General features: G+C 39.1%; 14 protein-coding genes. 3 read left to right on the top strand and 11 right to left on the bottom strand.

All coding sequences use genetic code 11. From position 1 onward, the window contains the following. The first annotated feature begins 80 nt into the window (after window positions 1-80). Window positions 81-1,142 carry a hypothetical protein gene (locus tag GQR53_RS04930; RefSeq protein ID WP_165743044.1) on the top strand — a complete coding sequence of 354 codons (1,062 nt, stop codon included), beginning with the start codon at window positions 81-83 and terminating at the stop codon, window positions 1,140-1,142. 82 nt (window positions 1,143-1,224) lie between these two features. On the opposite strand, the gene ttcA is transcribed toward GQR53_RS04930, so the two are convergent. The 11 genes from ttcA to ccoN all read right to left on the bottom strand — a co-directional run bounded on the left by ttcA (window position 1,225) and on the right by ccoN (window position 11,332). Then, window positions 1,225-2,139: a tRNA 2-thiocytidine(32) synthetase TtcA gene (gene ttcA, locus GQR53_RS04925; protein WP_002963067.1), complete on the bottom strand. Its 915-nt coding sequence runs from the start codon at window positions 2,137-2,139 to the stop codon at window positions 1,225-1,227. A gap of 153 nt (window positions 2,140-2,292) precedes the next feature. Next, window positions 2,293-3,225 carry a universal stress protein UspE gene (gene uspE, locus GQR53_RS04920; protein WP_165743043.1) on the bottom strand — a complete coding sequence of 311 codons (933 nt, stop codon included), beginning with the start codon at window positions 3,223-3,225 and terminating at the stop codon, window positions 2,293-2,295. Between the two features lie 103 nt (window positions 3,226-3,328). Beyond that, on the bottom strand, window positions 3,329-4,066 hold the full coding sequence (locus GQR53_RS04915; RefSeq protein ID WP_002963069.1) for an FNR family transcription factor: 738 nt from the start codon (window positions 4,064-4,066) through the stop codon (window positions 3,329-3,331). A 70-nt stretch (window positions 4,067-4,136) separates the two neighbouring features. Next, window positions 4,137-4,808, bottom strand: a complete 672-nt coding sequence (locus tag GQR53_RS04910) for a sulfite exporter TauE/SafE family protein (RefSeq protein ID WP_039490095.1) — start codon at window positions 4,806-4,808, stop codon at window positions 4,137-4,139. Next, window positions 4,801-4,968, bottom strand: coding sequence for a cbb3-type cytochrome oxidase assembly protein CcoS (gene ccoS / locus GQR53_RS04905; RefSeq protein ID WP_002963071.1), 168 nt, complete (start codon window positions 4,966-4,968; stop codon window positions 4,801-4,803). The genes GQR53_RS04910 and ccoS overlap by 8 nt, the downstream gene beginning before the upstream one ends. Beyond that, complete coding sequence (locus tag GQR53_RS04900) at window positions 4,965-7,340, bottom strand: heavy metal translocating P-type ATPase (protein WP_165743042.1); 2,376 nt, start codon at window positions 7,338-7,340, stop codon at window positions 4,965-4,967. The genes ccoS and GQR53_RS04900 overlap by 4 nt, the downstream gene beginning before the upstream one ends. An 8-nt stretch (window positions 7,341-7,348) precedes the next feature. Then, a complete protein-coding gene (locus GQR53_RS04895) occupies window positions 7,349-7,840 on the bottom strand; it encodes a FixH family protein (RefSeq protein ID WP_002963075.1) in 492 nt (163 codons plus the stop codon). A 149-nt stretch (window positions 7,841-7,989) separates the two neighbouring features. Then, a complete protein-coding gene (gene ccoP / locus GQR53_RS04890; protein ID WP_165743041.1) occupies window positions 7,990-9,024 on the bottom strand; it encodes a cytochrome-c oxidase, cbb3-type subunit III in 1,035 nt (344 codons plus the stop codon). Beyond that, the gene (locus tag GQR53_RS04885) at window positions 9,021-9,206 is read right to left on the bottom strand and encodes a CcoQ/FixQ family Cbb3-type cytochrome c oxidase assembly chaperone (protein WP_024597380.1); all 186 of its coding nucleotides are present in this window, start codon (window positions 9,204-9,206) and stop codon (window positions 9,021-9,023) included. The genes ccoP and GQR53_RS04885 overlap by 4 nt, the downstream gene beginning before the upstream one ends. 5 nt (window positions 9,207-9,211) lie before the next feature. Continuing rightward, the gene (ccoO, locus tag GQR53_RS04880) at window positions 9,212-9,886 is read right to left on the bottom strand and encodes a cytochrome-c oxidase, cbb3-type subunit II (protein WP_165743090.1); all 675 of its coding nucleotides are present in this window, start codon (window positions 9,884-9,886) and stop codon (window positions 9,212-9,214) included. A gap of 12 nt (window positions 9,887-9,898) precedes the next feature. Then, window positions 9,899-11,332 carry a cytochrome-c oxidase, cbb3-type subunit I gene (ccoN, locus tag GQR53_RS04875; protein ID WP_165743040.1) on the bottom strand — a complete coding sequence of 478 codons (1,434 nt, stop codon included), beginning with the start codon at window positions 11,330-11,332 and terminating at the stop codon, window positions 9,899-9,901. A 341-nt stretch (window positions 11,333-11,673) separates the two neighbouring features. Here ccoN and GQR53_RS04870 point away from each other — a divergent pair, with 341 nt between their 5' ends. Both GQR53_RS04870 and GQR53_RS04865 read left to right on the top strand, forming a co-directional pair. Next, window positions 11,674-12,099 (top strand): hypothetical protein, encoded by a 426-nt coding sequence (locus GQR53_RS04870; protein WP_165743039.1) that lies wholly within the window; start codon window positions 11,674-11,676, stop codon window positions 12,097-12,099. 621 nt (window positions 12,100-12,720) lie between these two features. Next, the gene (locus GQR53_RS04865) at window positions 12,721-15,303 is read left to right on the top strand and encodes a TonB-dependent receptor (protein WP_165743038.1); all 2,583 of its coding nucleotides are present in this window, start codon (window positions 12,721-12,723) and stop codon (window positions 15,301-15,303) included. The last annotated feature ends 62 nt before the right edge of the window (window positions 15,304-15,365 follow it).

The raw sequence follows: 15,365 nt of genomic DNA, 5'->3' as shown, positions 1-15,365 counted from the left end.
TCTAGCGTAATTTTCTTAACGTTAAATAAAGCAGGTTGGTATTAAAAACTATACGCCTTATAAAAGATTGAAATATAAAAATGAAAAAATTTTATGTCGTTGCTTTAATTATTAGCACTATTTTATTCTCGCTATGGTTGACTGGTAAAAATGATGCTCATAAAGTTGCTGAGCCAATAAAACCACAGATTAAACACAGCGCGAACGCACCTGACTTATCGCCTGTAAAAGTGATCCCTATAGATGTGCCTAAAGCTAAAAAACCACAATCAAAAAAGCAAATTGCGTTTAATGAAGACCTAACAAAAGCAGCGCAGCAAGTGGTGATGCAATACGAAAGTGCACTTAAGTTTCCTCCTTATTCTCAACCTCTAAGTCCTTTAGATGAAGATCGATTAAAGCCAAATCAATTTTATCCTGTGTCGAGCCCCATAGGTGAAAGCGGCGATGCTTTAACGGTAAGTCTCAAACAATATCGTTTTGTATATCCAGAAGAAATAACAATAAAGGTAAGCGCTCAAGGGCTTGGTAAAGTGGTCGTTGAACTTGCAAATACTGATACAAAGGAAGTATTAAATACCCATACGGGCAATGCGCGTGACGGTGAGGCAATTATTACATTTGAAGAAGATGAAGATTACCCTCGTAGTTTGCAAGTGTATGTTCAGGGCGATGTTGACGGTAAAAAAGTACCCGTAGTTGCGCAAATTCAATATATGCCATCAAGTGCTACTTTAACAGGTTTTGAAATTGCTTATGCTCAAAATGAAAACATGGTTATGCCAGCTAATTTAACGGTGATAAAAAGTGGTTTGTATCGTGTTAGGGCGAATTTATATAGTGGTGATACACCACTTGCCCATTTGGTATCTAAGGAACGCTTAACACAAGGGAGCCAAACCGTAGACTTAAAAGCTCATTGGTCAGTATTACCTAAGGGCGTTACCGATATGCGCTTAAGTGACTTTATAATAGAAAGAATGTCGCCAAGCCCAGGTGAGCGTAACAGCTTTGGGAATAGTGAAATAAGCCATTTTGATATAAACGATTTCTCGTACGACAGTTTACAGCAGTTGCCGTATCAGACTAATGCACAAGAAAAGTTAAGTTTAGAGTTTTTACAAGGCCTAGCTGAGAGTTAAAAATAGAACGCAAGGCTGAATTGGTAAATTTAAGGGGGTTGTACATAAATACAACCCCCTTAAATTTGTTAGCCTAGATATGTTAGCTTAGATTTATAGTAACTACACTTGGCGCTTCTTGTTCATCAAGCTCATTAGTAACAGGCACTTTAGGAATGTCTGGCTTATCAAGAGCTATATCGCCACCATCAATGACTTCACCGGTTTGTAAGTTTTTAAAATCAAACAAATCAGCATCAGCTAAGTGTGAAGGCACGACGTTTTGCATTGCTGTAAAAATACTCTCAATACGACCTGGATGCTCAGCATCCCATTTAGCGAGCATTGCTTTTGTATGTTTACGCTGTAGGTTTTCTTGCGAACCACATAGGTTACACGGAATAATTGGATAACCTTGTGCAAATGCGTATTGGCTTATATCGCTTTCTTTACAGTATGCAAGTGGGCGAATAACCATATGCTCGCCGTTATCACTCATTAATTTAGCCGGCATACTTTTTAGTTTTCCACCGTAAAACATATTTAAAAACAACGTTTCAATCATGTCGTCACGATGGTGGCCAAGGGCTATTTTAGTTGCGCCTAACTCATTTGCTGTGCGGTATAAAATACCACGACGCAGTCGTGAGCAAAGTGAACAGGTTGTTTTACCTTCAGGAATAATGTCAGTAACAATGCTGTAGGTATCTTCTTCTACAATTTTGTATTCTACATTTAATTTATCAAGATACTGGGGTAAAACGTGCTCAGGAAACCCTGGTTGTTTTTGATCTAGGTTTACAACAACGAGATCAAACTTTATAGGTGCTACACGTTTTAAATGTTGAAGCATTTCAAGCATTGTGTAGCTGTCTTTGCCACCTGATAAACACACCATTATACGGTCACCTTCTTCAATCATATTGAAGTCCATAACGGCTTGACCAGTTTGGCGACGTAAACGCTTTTGTAGCTTATTTAAGTTAAATTGAGCTTTAGCTTGATCTGAGTGTGACAATTACGCCCCCTAGTAAAACAATACAGCAAAGTTATTTGCTAAAAATAAAGGGGCGTATTATACCCAAACCACCTGAATATGCGAGTTTAGGATGTAATTAAACACGGTATTTTTAGCAAGTAACAAACTGGATGTTACTTGCTAAATTTTTAATTAATCTAGTTTCTTTGCCATCGGGCTTACGTAACCATCGGGCTTGAGTGCCAGTACATCGCAGTCAAGGCTATCAATTACATGCTCTGCTGTATTACCTACTAAAGCGGCACTTAAGCCTGTACGACCAACGGTACCAATAACAACTAATTCGCTATTTAACCGCTTAGCTACATCAGGGATTACATCCTCTGGTAGGCCTTCTTCAATAAAACATTGCTCTTGGCTTAAATTAAACTCAGCAGCAAGTGCATTGGTTGATTCAATGTGGTGCTTTTTTACTGATTCGTTATAAAGTCCAGGGTTAAACTCAGGAATTTCAATTGCTATATTTATGGGCGTTGCAGGATAAGCATTAACTAAATTAAGTTTTGCGTTGGCAAGTTCACATAAAAATTGTGCGTCTTTAATTACCCGTTTATTAAGTGCTACATGTTCTTCGTTTTCACTAACCGCATTCACAGCAGCTAAAATATTACCGTTTTCTGGCCATGCCATTTCTTTAACAAACAACACCGGGGCAGGGCATTTTCGTACTAAATGCCAGTCGGTAGGGGTGAAAATAACGGATTTAAGTGCACCATGTTGATGTGTGCCTTTAATTACTAAATCGTACTTTTGATCAATTACAGTATCGATTATGGCTTCATAAGGACGGTTATGCCAAACCACTTGGGTGTCAATATCTATATCTTTGTAAGGTGAAACCAAATCGTTAAGCCATAGCTGGCGATCTTTTAGTACGGCATCACGCATTGCTTCGCGTTCATCGCCAGATAGCATCGTTGTCATTTCATAAGAGAAGTCGTAAACCGTCATAAAGGCGGTAATACTTGCGCCAGATTTTTTGGCTAAGTCTATTGAACGTGATAAACCGTGTTGATCGTCTTTGGTAGGGTCAATAACCGCAATAATGCGTTTAATAGTGTTCATATGCTACTCCATTTGCCTAACGGGTGTACAATTAGTGTAACGCAAATATAAAACAGTTAAAGGGGTAGCATATAAATTGTTGTTCTAAATCAAACTATTTAATTTAGCGAGGCTTAACGATTGCTGCCGTTTTAGCTAAGGCATCGTTATCTAAAATAGTAATAAATTTACCTTCTACTTTTATTAAGTCCGCTTTTTGAAAACGGCTTAATAAACGGCTAATGGTCTCTACGGTAAGGCCTAAGTAGTTACCTATTTCACCACGAGTCATGGTAAATCTAAATTCTTTACGCGAAAAACCACGTTCACCAAAACGCTCTGATAAGTTATAAATAAAACTAGCTAAGCGTTCTTCTGCTGATTTTTTATTGAGTAATAACAGCATTTCTTGATCGTATGTAATTTCGCTGCTCATCAAGCGCATTATTTGTTGACGAAGTTTTGGTAATTTACCAGCAAGTTCGTCAAGGGTATCGAATGGTATTTCGCACACCATTGACGTTTCGAGTGCTTGCGAAAAACTCTGGTGCGCCATTTTGCTTATCGCGTCAAAGCCTACTAAGTCACCCGCTAAATGAAACCCGGTTATTTGCTCATCACCTTGCTCTGATAATGTGTACGATTTAAATGAACCTGAACGTACTGCATAAATAGCTTGTAAAGGGGCGCCTGATTCAAATAAGTAGTCGCCTTTATGGAGTGGTTTTTTTCGCTCAATAATTTCGTCTAGCTTATCCATTTCTTGGCCATTGAGAGAAAATGGCAAGCACAATTGACTAATACTGCAGTTATTACAGCTAATAGCACAATTACCTTTAGCGCGACTTTGAGAGAAATCCATAATTTAATCCGTTTAAATTTTTATACACACGACTGCAAAATAACCATAAAAGGTTAATACTGCGAATAGGTTACTGTATCAGCTTGTCAGTTGCAATTATCAATAAGTAGATACCATACCAGATTATAACACTGCCCAATACAATTCGGGTCCAAGGGTGGTTAATAATACTATTTAGTTTTTGTGCGGTAACGCCTAACGTGATCATTGCGGGGAAAGTACCCAAAGCAAAACAAAGCATCACTAAAGCACCGTCTAGGGCACTTGGGCTAGTCATCGCCCATGTAAGTGCTGAGTAAACAAGTCCACATGGAAGCCATCCCCACAAAGCACCGTAACCTAGAGCTTTAAAAGGGGAGTTAATAGGCATTAAGTATTTATTTAGCTTAACAATGTGTTGCCACACTAAGGTTTTACCAATTTTTTCTAACCATTGCAACGTAGGACCCAGGCGCATTATATACACGCCGACTAGGAGCATAAAAATAGCTGCAATGAATGAAAGTGCTAAAGAAAAAGATGTGTTTTGCCTAGCAAATTGGCTGCTAATACCAGCAACAAGTGCACCTGCTGCCATGTAGCTCAGTGCACGCCCGGTATTATAGGCAAATGAATAGGTAAATGTTTTGCGTTTATCACTTGCCAGTTGTAATGAGCTTGCAATACCGCCGCACATGGCAATGCAATGACCGCTACCTATTAGCCCCATTAAAAATGCGCTGGTATAAAGAGGGTCAATCATTACTTTTGTTATGTTGCTCTTTGTCGTCTTCAAACAAAATACTATGACCTTGCTTATTTAAATCAGAAAACTGCTCACTTTTTACGGCCCAAAAGAAAACGCCTATAGCAATAATGACAAACAAAATGGCAATGGGGATCAAAATGTAAATTATGCTCATAACTTTAATAGCCTTAGTGAATTACTAATCACAATAATTGAGCTGGCAGACATGCCAATAACAGCCATCCACGGAGCGACTAAGCCCAGCGCTGCCAATGGTAATATGGACGCATTATACAATAAAGACAGCGCAAGGTTTTGCTTAATAATTCGTCTGGTTTGTTTTGCCACATTGAGTAAATGATCAATTGAAGCTAAATCGCTATTAAGGAGCACTACATCGGCGCTATTTTTTGATATGTCAGCACCGGTTTCCATAGCAATAGATAAATGTGCACTGGCAAATACAGGACTGTCATTTACGCCATCGCCCACCATTGCAACTACTTCGTTTTGTGACGCCCATTGTTCAACGGCTGTTTGTTTATCTTGTGGCGAACATCCAGATTGCACACTTCCAAGGTTGAGCTGTTTAGCTACTTTTTGCCCTGCATCTGATGCGTCACCAGTTAACATATGACACGTTAAATTTTGCGATTGAAGTGAGTCTATAAGCTTTTTAGCATCGTTTTTTACTTTATCAATAAAGTAAAAACGTGCAACAACCTGCTTATTTATATACAAGCTTGCTTGTGCATTTGATTTTTTGCTATCAAACCAACCACTTTTACCAATCGCATAATGATTGTTTGCATCTTGTGCGCTAATTCCCAGACCTGGATGCACTTCAACGTTATCAAGAGTGTGGTGAGCAGGAGTAATTTCATCAAATGCGCTGGCTATAGGGTGTTCAGAATAACGCTCTAACATAGCTGCTATATCTAGCACTTGCGCTTTTGTGTATTGCTTATCGAGTATATCTACTTCATCTAGGCTAAATTTACCTTGAGTAAGTGTGCCTGTTTTATCAAACGCAAATAACGTAATTTGTGAGAGTGTTTCGAGCACATGCGCTTGTTTTATTAATACGCCTTTACGGGTCAAGGTTGCAACCGCGCATGTAAGTGCGGTTGGTATGGCTAAACTCAGGGCACATGGGCAGGTAGCAACTAAAACCGAAATGGTGATCCAAAATGCGTGTTCAGGGTCAATTTGGTACCAGCCAATAGCTGTAAGTGAAGCAAATATAAGCAGGCACGCTATAAACCATTGCGCAACTTTATCTGTAATTTCAACCAGTTTAGGGCGTTTAGTTAATGCGTTGTGTTGCAAGCGGATAATTTGATTTAAAAGGGTATTTTGGCCAATTTTATTAATTTTTATTTCAATAACGCCGTCGTGGTTAACGCAACCGGCGTAGACATTGTGGCCGATAAATTTTGTAACGGGTTGGTGTTCGCCCGTCATCATTGATTCATCAACCGTAGTTTTACCCTTTATAAGCTCGCCGTCGGCAGGAATTGTTTCACCCGCTTTAATGAGTACTACGTCATTAAGTTTTAGTTTTTTGGCTGCAATTATAAGTTCTTCACCACTGTCGTTAATGGTGCGGGCTGTTAATGGCAATAATTTTTGTAAGTTAGCAGTAAATTCGCTCGCTTTTAAACGCGCTCTAAATTCAAGATACTTACCTAATAAAAGTAAAAAGGTAAACATGCATACAGATTCAAAATATACTTCGCCGACTTGCATAAATGTGGCGTAACAACTTGCGCCAAACGCACCAAAAATAGCCAGCGATACGGGTAAATCCATATTGAGCTGTTTTGCTTTTAAGCCATTTATGGCGTTGGTTAAAAAGGGCAGTGCGCTATATAAAATAACCGGAGAGGCAAGTACTAAGCTGATCCATCTAAAATACTGCTCAAAATTGCTGTCCATACCTGAAAACATGCCAAAGTACATGGCAAACGCAAACATCATAACTTGCATGGTCATTAAGCCTGCAACACCTAAGCGGCGAATATAGGCTTTGGCAGTTTGTTGCTTTTGTTGAGCTTCAATATCTGATTGAAATGGGTAGGCTTTATAACCAATTTTGGCTAAGGAAGTAATAATTTCACTCAATGGGGTGCTGGTTTTATCCCATTGGATCATCGCGCGGTTGGTGGAAGTATTTACATCAACCCGTTTTACAGTCTTTAAGTTTAAGAGTTGTTTTTCGATAAGCCACGCACACGCTGCGCAGGTTATACCTTCAACACTCAACAATACCTCTGAGATATTATCGTTAGTAGCTATAAATTCGTCTTGAATGTCTTCGTTGTCATAACTTTTTATAAATGCGAGTTGCTCAGGTACCAGTTGCTCAACTTTGCCTGCGCGAACAGTTCGGTATTTATAATAATCAGTCATACCTTGATCAACAATATTTTGCGCAACTGCTTGGCAGCCAATGCAACACATTGGCTGGGCTATATCGTCAATTATAACGTTTGCGCTAAATCCGTTTGGCACACTTTCAAGGCAATGAAAGCAAGAGTGAGACATAGTAATGATTACTTATAGTTAGGAGTAACTAAAACGGTTTCAGCCGTCGGTAGAACAATGTTTTCTTTTAGTTTCCAGCTGCCATCAATTGGCTCAATAAATACAGAATATGCACCTGGCGTATACTTATCAAGTAATGCAGTAAATTCTTGATTGGCATTAGGTGTAAGTGTGGCCTCAAAGTCATGCGCTTTAATAGTACGGTGGTAAAACGATAGTTTTAAAACATGCACGTTGCTACTGTCACCTTTTGTAAACTTAAAGCTTACACGCTCGTTGGTTACATTTAATTCGCCATGTAAGTAAAGTGCTTTTGCTTTTTCAAACTTAGTCAGTTCTAAGTTTATTGCTTTGCCTTTTTTGTAGTAGTCGTCAACAACCATATCTGGGCCGTTACCTATTGCCGTAATAAATAAGCTAATACAGCCAATAATGGCAACTAACGGAAAAAAGATTAAAAACCAAGGCCAAAAATTTTTATACCACGGAGTAGGTTGCATAGTGTCTCTAAAATTAGTTTAGGAAGCGTTATTTTATAGGAATTATACGTAAAAGACTAAAAAAAAGCCTCACACTGGAGGCTTTTTTGATCTGGATTAATCTATTGAATTAAATAAATTAATTTATAAACATTTTATTAACCGCGTGCTTATTTATCTTGCGATAAACTGTAAACATAAGCTGTTAATAAGTGAATTTTATCTTCACCTAAAATGTCTTTCCAAGCAGGCATTACACCGGCACGACCGTGGTTAAGTGTTTCTTCAACAGCACGTTGAGAGCCACCGTATAACCAAATGTTATCGGTCAAGTTTGGTGCGCCAAATGGTAGGTTATGTGCAACTGACCCTTTACCGTCAGCACCATGACATGCGGCGCACATAGCAAACTTAGCTTTACCTGCAGCTGCATCTTTTTGATTAACAGTACGACCAGAAAGGCTTAGCACGTGTGCTGTCATTTCTTTAACGCCTTGTTCACCTAATGCTGCGCCCCAAGGTGGCATAGCTGCTATACGACCATTAAGCAGAGTTTCTCTAATTTTGTCTGGTGTACCGCCATATAACCAATCTTTATCAGTTAGGTTAGGGAAGCCTGTTCCACCACGTGCATCAGAGCCGTGACATTGCGTACAGTTTTGTGAGAATAAACGCTGACCAATTTCGATGGCTAATTGACCATCTGTTTGTTCATGTTTGTCACCATTTTCAAGAGCAACTTGCTGCGCTGCGTCACCTTCAAACTTAGAATTAACTAAATCTAAAACCGGCACTTGTGCAAGTCGATTAAAAATAGGACCAAAGCGTTCTTGTGCAGCTTCGTACTCTTTATCAAGTTTTACAAAGCGACCTTCTTCTTTTGCTTTAATTATCGCTTCTTTAGATTCTGCTAAAGTAGTAATGCCTTGATTAGAACTAGTCCATTTACCTAAACCTTCCCAGTTACCTAAACCTGGGTAAGCTGCAAGGTAATATACTGACCAAATAAAAGTTGCGAAAAACATGTAAGTCCACCACTTTGGTAGTGGATTATTTAGCTCTTCAATGCCATCATATTCATGTCCGCAGCTTTCACCTTCAGGTACACCAGCGTAGTTTTTTAAATTCCACACGAGTAAACCAAACAAAATGAACAAACATGATAGGGTTAATACAATAACCCAAATACTCCAAAAGCTAGTCATTTCTCAGACTCCTTTTCCTCGTTAGAGAGTGTGTTGTTATGTTTTTTTTCATCTTCAAAAATGGCATTAGCAGCGCTGTCAAAACGATTTTTGCTACGTTTGCTATATGCCCATACAACAATCACAATAAACAATACTAAAATTACCAGAGTTAAAATGCCTCTGTATGTTCCGTAATCCATAATAGTTACTTCAAGTGGGTACCAAGTTGCTGTAAATACGCGATTAGAGCTTGCATCTCTGTTGCGCCTTCGCCGTTATTCATAGCGTTAACTTTTTCAACATCAGCTTTAAGTTCTTCGTCGCTGCCATAACCTAGGCCCGGGTGTTTTGGGTTTTCTGGGTTGATAGCAAAAGTATCACGGAAAATTTGTAGTTTTTTCAGAGTAAGGCTGGTATCAACCGTATTCTCTGCTAACCAAGGAAAACCTGGCATATTCGACTCAGGAACCACAGCACGCGGATCTACTAAGTGCGCATAGTGCCAATCGTCAGAGTAGCGCTTACCAACACGGGCTAAATCAGGACCAGTACGTTTAGAACCCCATAAAAATGGGTGATCCCATACCGACTCACCTGCTACAGAGTAATGACCGTAACGCTCAACTTCATCACGGAAAGGGCGGACCATTTGTGAATGACAGTTAGAACAGCCTTCACGCACGTAAAGGTCGCGGCCTTCCATTTCTAAAGCATTAAGAGGGCGTAAGCCTTCTACTGGTTTAGTTGTGTCGTCTTGGAACATTAGCGGAGTAATCTCAACTAATGCACCAAAGCTGATAGCGAAAACAGTCAGAATAGCCATAAGGCCAACGTTCTTTTCTACTATCTCATGTTTATTTTGTGAATTTTTATTGCTCATCATCTCACTCCGTTATGCTAATTGTGCTTGCGCGTCTAACTTCAGCGATTCTTTCTCAGCTGAAATTGTACGGAAAACGTTATAAGCCATAACTAACATGCCTGCTACGATGAATACACCGCCTACAAAACGCATGATGTAGAAAGGATGCGACGCTTCTAAAGACTGCACAAAGCTGTACATTAATGTACCGTCGGCATTTACTGCACGCCACATTAGACCTTGCATTACACCAGAGATCCACATTGCAACAATGTATAAAACAACGCCAACAGTGTGTAACCAAAAATGGGTGTTAACCAATTTAACGCTGTACATACGACCTTGTGCAAATAACGCAGGGATAAGGTGGTAAATAGCACCAATTGAGATCATAGCAACCCAACCTAGTGCACCTGAGTGTACGTGGCCGATTGTCCAATCTGTGTAGTGAGATAACGCATTTACAGATTTAATTGCCATCATAGGGCCTTCGAACGTAGACATACCGTAGAAAGACAATGAAACAACTAAGAAGCGTAGTACTGGATCAGTACGCAGTTTATGCCATGCGCCTGATAGGGTCATAATACCGTTAATCATACCACCCCAAGACGGTACGAATAGGATAATAGACATAACCATACCTAAACTTTGCGTCCAATCAGGAAGCGCAGTGTAGTGAAGGTGGTGAGGACCTGCCCAGATGTATAATGAAATTAATGCCCAAAAGTGAACTACCGATAAACGGTATGAGTAAACTGGGCGACCTGCTTGTTTTGGTACAAAGTAATACATCATACCTAAGAAACCAGCAGTTAATAGGAAACCTACAGCGTTATGACCGTACCACCACTGAACCATAGCATCTACCGCACCTGCGTAGATTGAGTATGATTTAGTTAACGACACAGGCACTGCCATGCTGTTTACAATGTGTAGTACTGCAACAGTAATAATAAAGCCAGCATAGAACCAGTTAGCAACATAAATGTGCGACACTTTACGCTTGATTAAAGTACCAAAGAATACAATAGCGTAAACAATCCAAACCACAGCGATTAAAATATCGATTGGCCATTCAAGTTCTGCGTATTCTTTTGAGCTAGTAATACCAAGTGGTAATGTAATTACTGCTAATACAATAACTAGCTGCCAGCCCCAAAATGAAAAGGCGGCGAGTTTGTCTGAGAAAAGACGCGTTTGACAAGTACGTTGTACGACGTAATAAGACGTCGCAAACAGTGCACTAGTACCAAATGCGAAAATTACTGCGTTCGTGTGTAACGGACGTAGTCGAGAGTAAGTTAACCATGGTGTATCAAAGTTAAGTGCTGGCCAAGCTAATTGGGCAGCAATCAGAACCCCAATACTCATGCCAACGATGCCCCAAATCACTGTCATAATAGCGAATTGGCGTACAACCTTATAGTTATACTCAGTTTGTGATGCTACTGTTTGGCTCATTTTCTGGCTTCCGCTGCAATAAATGCGTTTAGAAATGAATTACCCACCTTTAAAAGTGGGGCCTACTATTTTCCCCAAGCGTGTTATCTAAAACTTTCAATACATGAAAACTTCAGAAAAAAAACTTGAGAAACCCTTATTTTTTTGCGGGTGAAATGATAAATTTTTTGGCCTAAAAAAGATAGGTCAATTACATAAAATTATGACATCAATCAAACTTTGTGAGCTTGTTGTTTATTTTTTGATACAGTTTGTGCCTAATTTGGCCTAATAGTAACACTCGCACTTGTTATTTACAGTCACGATTATTAGTATTTGCTTTTCTTTAGTGCGAAATTGTTATGTTTATATATAGATTAAGTTTATTTACGGCGGTGTTTTTTTTATTAACAGCGTGTGATTTCTCTAAAAATACAGATGAAAAATTTCTTAAAAGCACTACATGTGTAGCTAATTTACCTTGCACTTTTTCAAATGGTGTTAAAGTATGGTTAAGCGAGAAAACCCTTTCCCCCGAAACCCCATTTACTATTTTTAGTGATTTACCTGCAAGAATTACAATTGAAGATGCCAAGCTTAAAGGCATCACTATGTATATGGGGTACATTCCCCAACAATTTAAACAACACGATGGCCTGTGGCAAAGTAATACAATGGTTGGCATTTGTTCTGAGCAAAATATGCTCTGGAATTTAGAACTAACCGTTAAAGATAATGCCACCTCTGTAATACAAACACTCAATTACTCTTTTTACGTAACGTATTAAAGTCGCGACTACAAACTCTTGTATACAGCTTACATTTTTGATGTGAGTTCGTTTTCTTATACATACGATTATTTGAGTGACAAGATCAATAAAATTGCTTTTTTAGGTTTTAATACTGACAAAACTTCAATAGTGAATAAGTGCTCTCAAAAAGTTCAACTTTAATTACGACTGAATAAAAAATCTAATCAAAAAACCTTCCAAAGGGGCTAAATAAGACTATTTAAGCACCAAGTATGCATAAATATGGTTATTAATTAACATTTAGGTTTGCGGTTTTAATAATGTGCTGTGATTAAGTTGTTAATTTGTCTGTTTTTGGTACGTAGCTCAGTTAATTACATTTGATTACAAAGTGAATCACTTTGGTTTCAGGTGTGTTTCTAATGTTTCTTTGTTTTTTCAATGTACTGTTTTTAAAGTGTATTTATTAATTAACACTGAAACATAATGTAACCTATGTACCTACTATAGTTATTCTATTTTATTTCTTGATATAAATTGAGCTGTCGTTAAGTTTTCGTTCAGTTAAAGGCGCCTAAGTTGCCCACCTGACTCACTATTCTAATAAAAAGTGAGCATTACCAATAAAGGTAAATTTCCAACAAGTAGGGTTCTTTCATGAAAAAATCAACTCTTGGTTTAGCTGTAATCGCAGCATTTCCAATGTTCTCAAGTGTGCAAGTTCTTGCTGCTGAAGACTCAGCACAAGCAATCGAAAAAATTCAAGTAACGGGTTCTCGCATTAAGCGCGCAGATATGGAAACCGCTAGCCCAGTTACTATTATCGGTGCTGACGATATTGCTGCTTCAGGCGCAGTATCAGTAGATTCTGTACTACAAAAAATGACCGCTACAGGCGGCGCAATGACAAACCCAGGTATCAATAATGGTTCTGGTGGTAATGCATCAATTGATTTACGTGGTTTAGGTTCACAACGTACTTTAGTACTTGTAAATGGCCGCCGTATGATCAACTCAGGTACAGGCGCAGCTTCTACAGTTGATTTAAATACTATCCCAGTATCTATGATCAAGCATATTGAAGTGCTTAAAGATGGCGCATCTGCTGTTTATGGTACTGATGCTGTTGCGGGTGTTGTAAATATTATCTTAAAAGATAACTTTGAAGGCCTAGACCTTAATGTTAAATCAGCAATCACTACTGAAGGTGATGCTGATGAAACGTCTTTTGATATTACAATGGGTGGTAACTTCGGTCGTGGTAACGTTGTAATCGGTTTACAGTACACTGACCGTGGCGATGCTTCTCAGGCTGATCGTAGCTTTTCTGATTGTCCATTAACTGAAGATGGCGATGGAAGTGCTCCTTACTGCTCTGGTTCTCCTTATACCCCTAATGGCCGTGTTTGGTCAGGTGATGAATCTTTGCAAGGTCAAGCTGATAATGGCTGGCACGACTATGGTACTAGTGATGCTTACAACTATTCGCAATCTAGTTACTTATATACGCCAATGCGCCGTTTAAACCTTACAGGTATTGGTAGCTTTGATTTAACTGATGAGACGCGTTTATACTCTGAGTTTACATACTCAAAACGTTGGTCAGAGCAGCAATTAGCACCTCAACCAGTATGGTTCGACTTTGACTACGCTGAGTGGATGGGTGATTCTTTAATCGACCAAAATATTAATTACGGTGATGAAATTTCATATGGCCGCCGTATGGCTGACACTGGTACACGTGATTCATCTCAAGTAGTTGATACAGTTCGTTCTGTTATCGGTGCTGCAGGTTATTTAGATAACGGTTTAGAGTGGGATACATCAGTTATTTTTGGTCGTAATGATTCAGTAGATCGCTTAAGCAACCTTCACAATATGGGTTCAATTCAAAGCGAAATTGAAGCTGGCAACTTTAACCCACTTTCACAAGCTTCATGGTCAAGCAGTAGCTTTAGTGACTATGTTTATACTGAGCAAAACTCAGGCGGCAGTCAATTATTTATGATTACAGCTGCGCTTTCTGGTGAGTTAATGGAAGTACCTGCGGGCTTTGTAGGTTTTGCTGCAGGTCTTGAACGCCGTGAAGAAAAAGCGTGGTACACACCAGATTCGATCACTTCACAGGGTCTTGCGAATGACCCACGCGTTGATCCAACAAGCGGTCGTTTTGATGTAAACGAAGCATACCTTGAGCTGGCTATTCCTTTAGTTGCAGATGCTTATCTTGCACAAAATGTAGAATTAAGCGCTGCGATCCGTGCTTTTGATTACAGTACATTTGGTTCTGATGAAACGTGGAAACTTGGTTTAACTTGGCGTGTAAACGACGAATTAATGCTTCGTGGTGTTCGTTCTACAGCTTTCCGTGCTCCTACAGTTGCTGAGCTATACTCAGGTGATTCTCCATCTTATGAGCAAGTTAGCTTCACCGGTGCACAAGATCAGGCTGAAGTAACCGTTGGTGGTAATGACCAATTAACACCTGAATTAGCTGATACAGTTACCGTTGGTGTAGTTTACGAACCAGAATGGTTTGAAGGTTTCTCAATGACGTTAGATTACTACGACATTGAAATCGAAAACGCTATTGCTACAGTAAACAACCAATACATTGTTGATTCATGTCTTGCAACAGATGGCTCTTTAGCGAATCAATCAACAGCACTTTGTAGTTCAGCAAATATCGATTTTAACCAAAGCACAGGTCGTATCGCGTTTAATAACCAACTACAAAACGTAGGTTATGAGCAAACAAAAGGTTATGACTTAAACTTAAATTACAAATTTGATTTAGCTGGCCTTGCTTGGAATACATCACTAGATGTTACTTACCTTGACGAGTACACTGTTGATGTTATTGAATCAAGCATTGATTACGCTGGTTTAATTACTTCTGGTATAGGTGGTTATGCTGACGTAAAAGCAAACTTTGAGCTAGATGTTAAAGGTGATGCTTGGTCTGCTAACTACAAAGCACGTTACATTGCAGGAATGGATAGCTACAGCTGTTTAGGTAAAGAATCTACATGTTATGCACCAACAACACCATCTGTTGTTTACCATGATGTGAGCGGTTCTTACTTTATCAGTGACATGGTTTCGTTAACTGCAGGTGTAAATAACTTATTCGATAAGCAACCACCATACTACTCAGGTAACAACGATTCTAATACTGACCCGTACACATATGATGTACTTGGCCGTCGTGTATTTGCTGGTGTAAACGTTAAATTTTAACTAGCACATTAATCTTATTAAGGCTCAGTATTTACTGAGCCTTTTTTATTGAACAAAATAAA

The sequence above is a fragment of the Pseudoalteromonas sp. Z9A6 genome (assembly GCF_011378805.1).
In the GTDB taxonomy this organism is placed as follows: domain Bacteria; phylum Pseudomonadota; class Gammaproteobacteria; order Enterobacterales; family Alteromonadaceae; genus Pseudoalteromonas; species Pseudoalteromonas distincta.
Note: the sequence above shows the minus strand (reverse complement) of the source record. Positions and strands in the feature narration are given on the sequence as shown.

Excerpts from the sequence above, each read along its gene's own strand:
- ccoO (WP_165743090.1), bottom strand. The coding sequence starts at position 9,886 with ATGAGCAATAAAAATTCACAAAATAAACATGAGATAGTAGAAAAGAAC.
- uspE (WP_165743043.1), bottom strand. The coding sequence starts at position 3,225 with ATGAACACTATTAAACGCATTATTGCGGTTATTGACCCTACCAAAGAC.
- GQR53_RS04910 (WP_039490095.1), bottom strand. The coding sequence starts at position 4,808 with ATGATTGACCCTCTTTATACCAGCGCATTTTTAATGGGGCTAATAGGT.
- ccoS (WP_002963071.1), bottom strand. The coding sequence starts at position 4,968 with ATGAGCATAATTTACATTTTGATCCCCATTGCCATTTTGTTTGTCATT.
- GQR53_RS04885 (WP_024597380.1), bottom strand. The coding sequence starts at position 9,206 with ATGGATTACGGAACATACAGAGGCATTTTAACTCTGGTAATTTTAGTA.
- GQR53_RS04865 (WP_165743038.1), top strand. The coding sequence starts at position 12,721 with ATGAAAAAATCAACTCTTGGTTTAGCTGTAATCGCAGCATTTCCAATG.
- GQR53_RS04900 (WP_165743042.1), bottom strand. The coding sequence starts at position 7,340 with ATGTCTCACTCTTGCTTTCATTGCCTTGAAAGTGTGCCAAACGGATTT.
- GQR53_RS04870 (WP_165743039.1), top strand. The coding sequence starts at position 11,674 with ATGTTTATATATAGATTAAGTTTATTTACGGCGGTGTTTTTTTTATTA.
- GQR53_RS04915 (WP_002963069.1), bottom strand. The coding sequence starts at position 4,066 with ATGGATTTCTCTCAAAGTCGCGCTAAAGGTAATTGTGCTATTAGCTGT.
- ccoN (WP_165743040.1), bottom strand. The coding sequence starts at position 11,332 with ATGAGCCAAACAGTAGCATCACAAACTGAGTATAACTATAAGGTTGTA.
- ccoP (WP_165743041.1), bottom strand. The coding sequence starts at position 9,024 with ATGACTAGCTTTTGGAGTATTTGGGTTATTGTATTAACCCTATCATGT.
- GQR53_RS04895 (WP_002963075.1), bottom strand. The coding sequence starts at position 7,840 with ATGCAACCTACTCCGTGGTATAAAAATTTTTGGCCTTGGTTTTTAATC.
- GQR53_RS04930 (WP_165743044.1), top strand. The coding sequence starts at position 81 with ATGAAAAAATTTTATGTCGTTGCTTTAATTATTAGCACTATTTTATTC.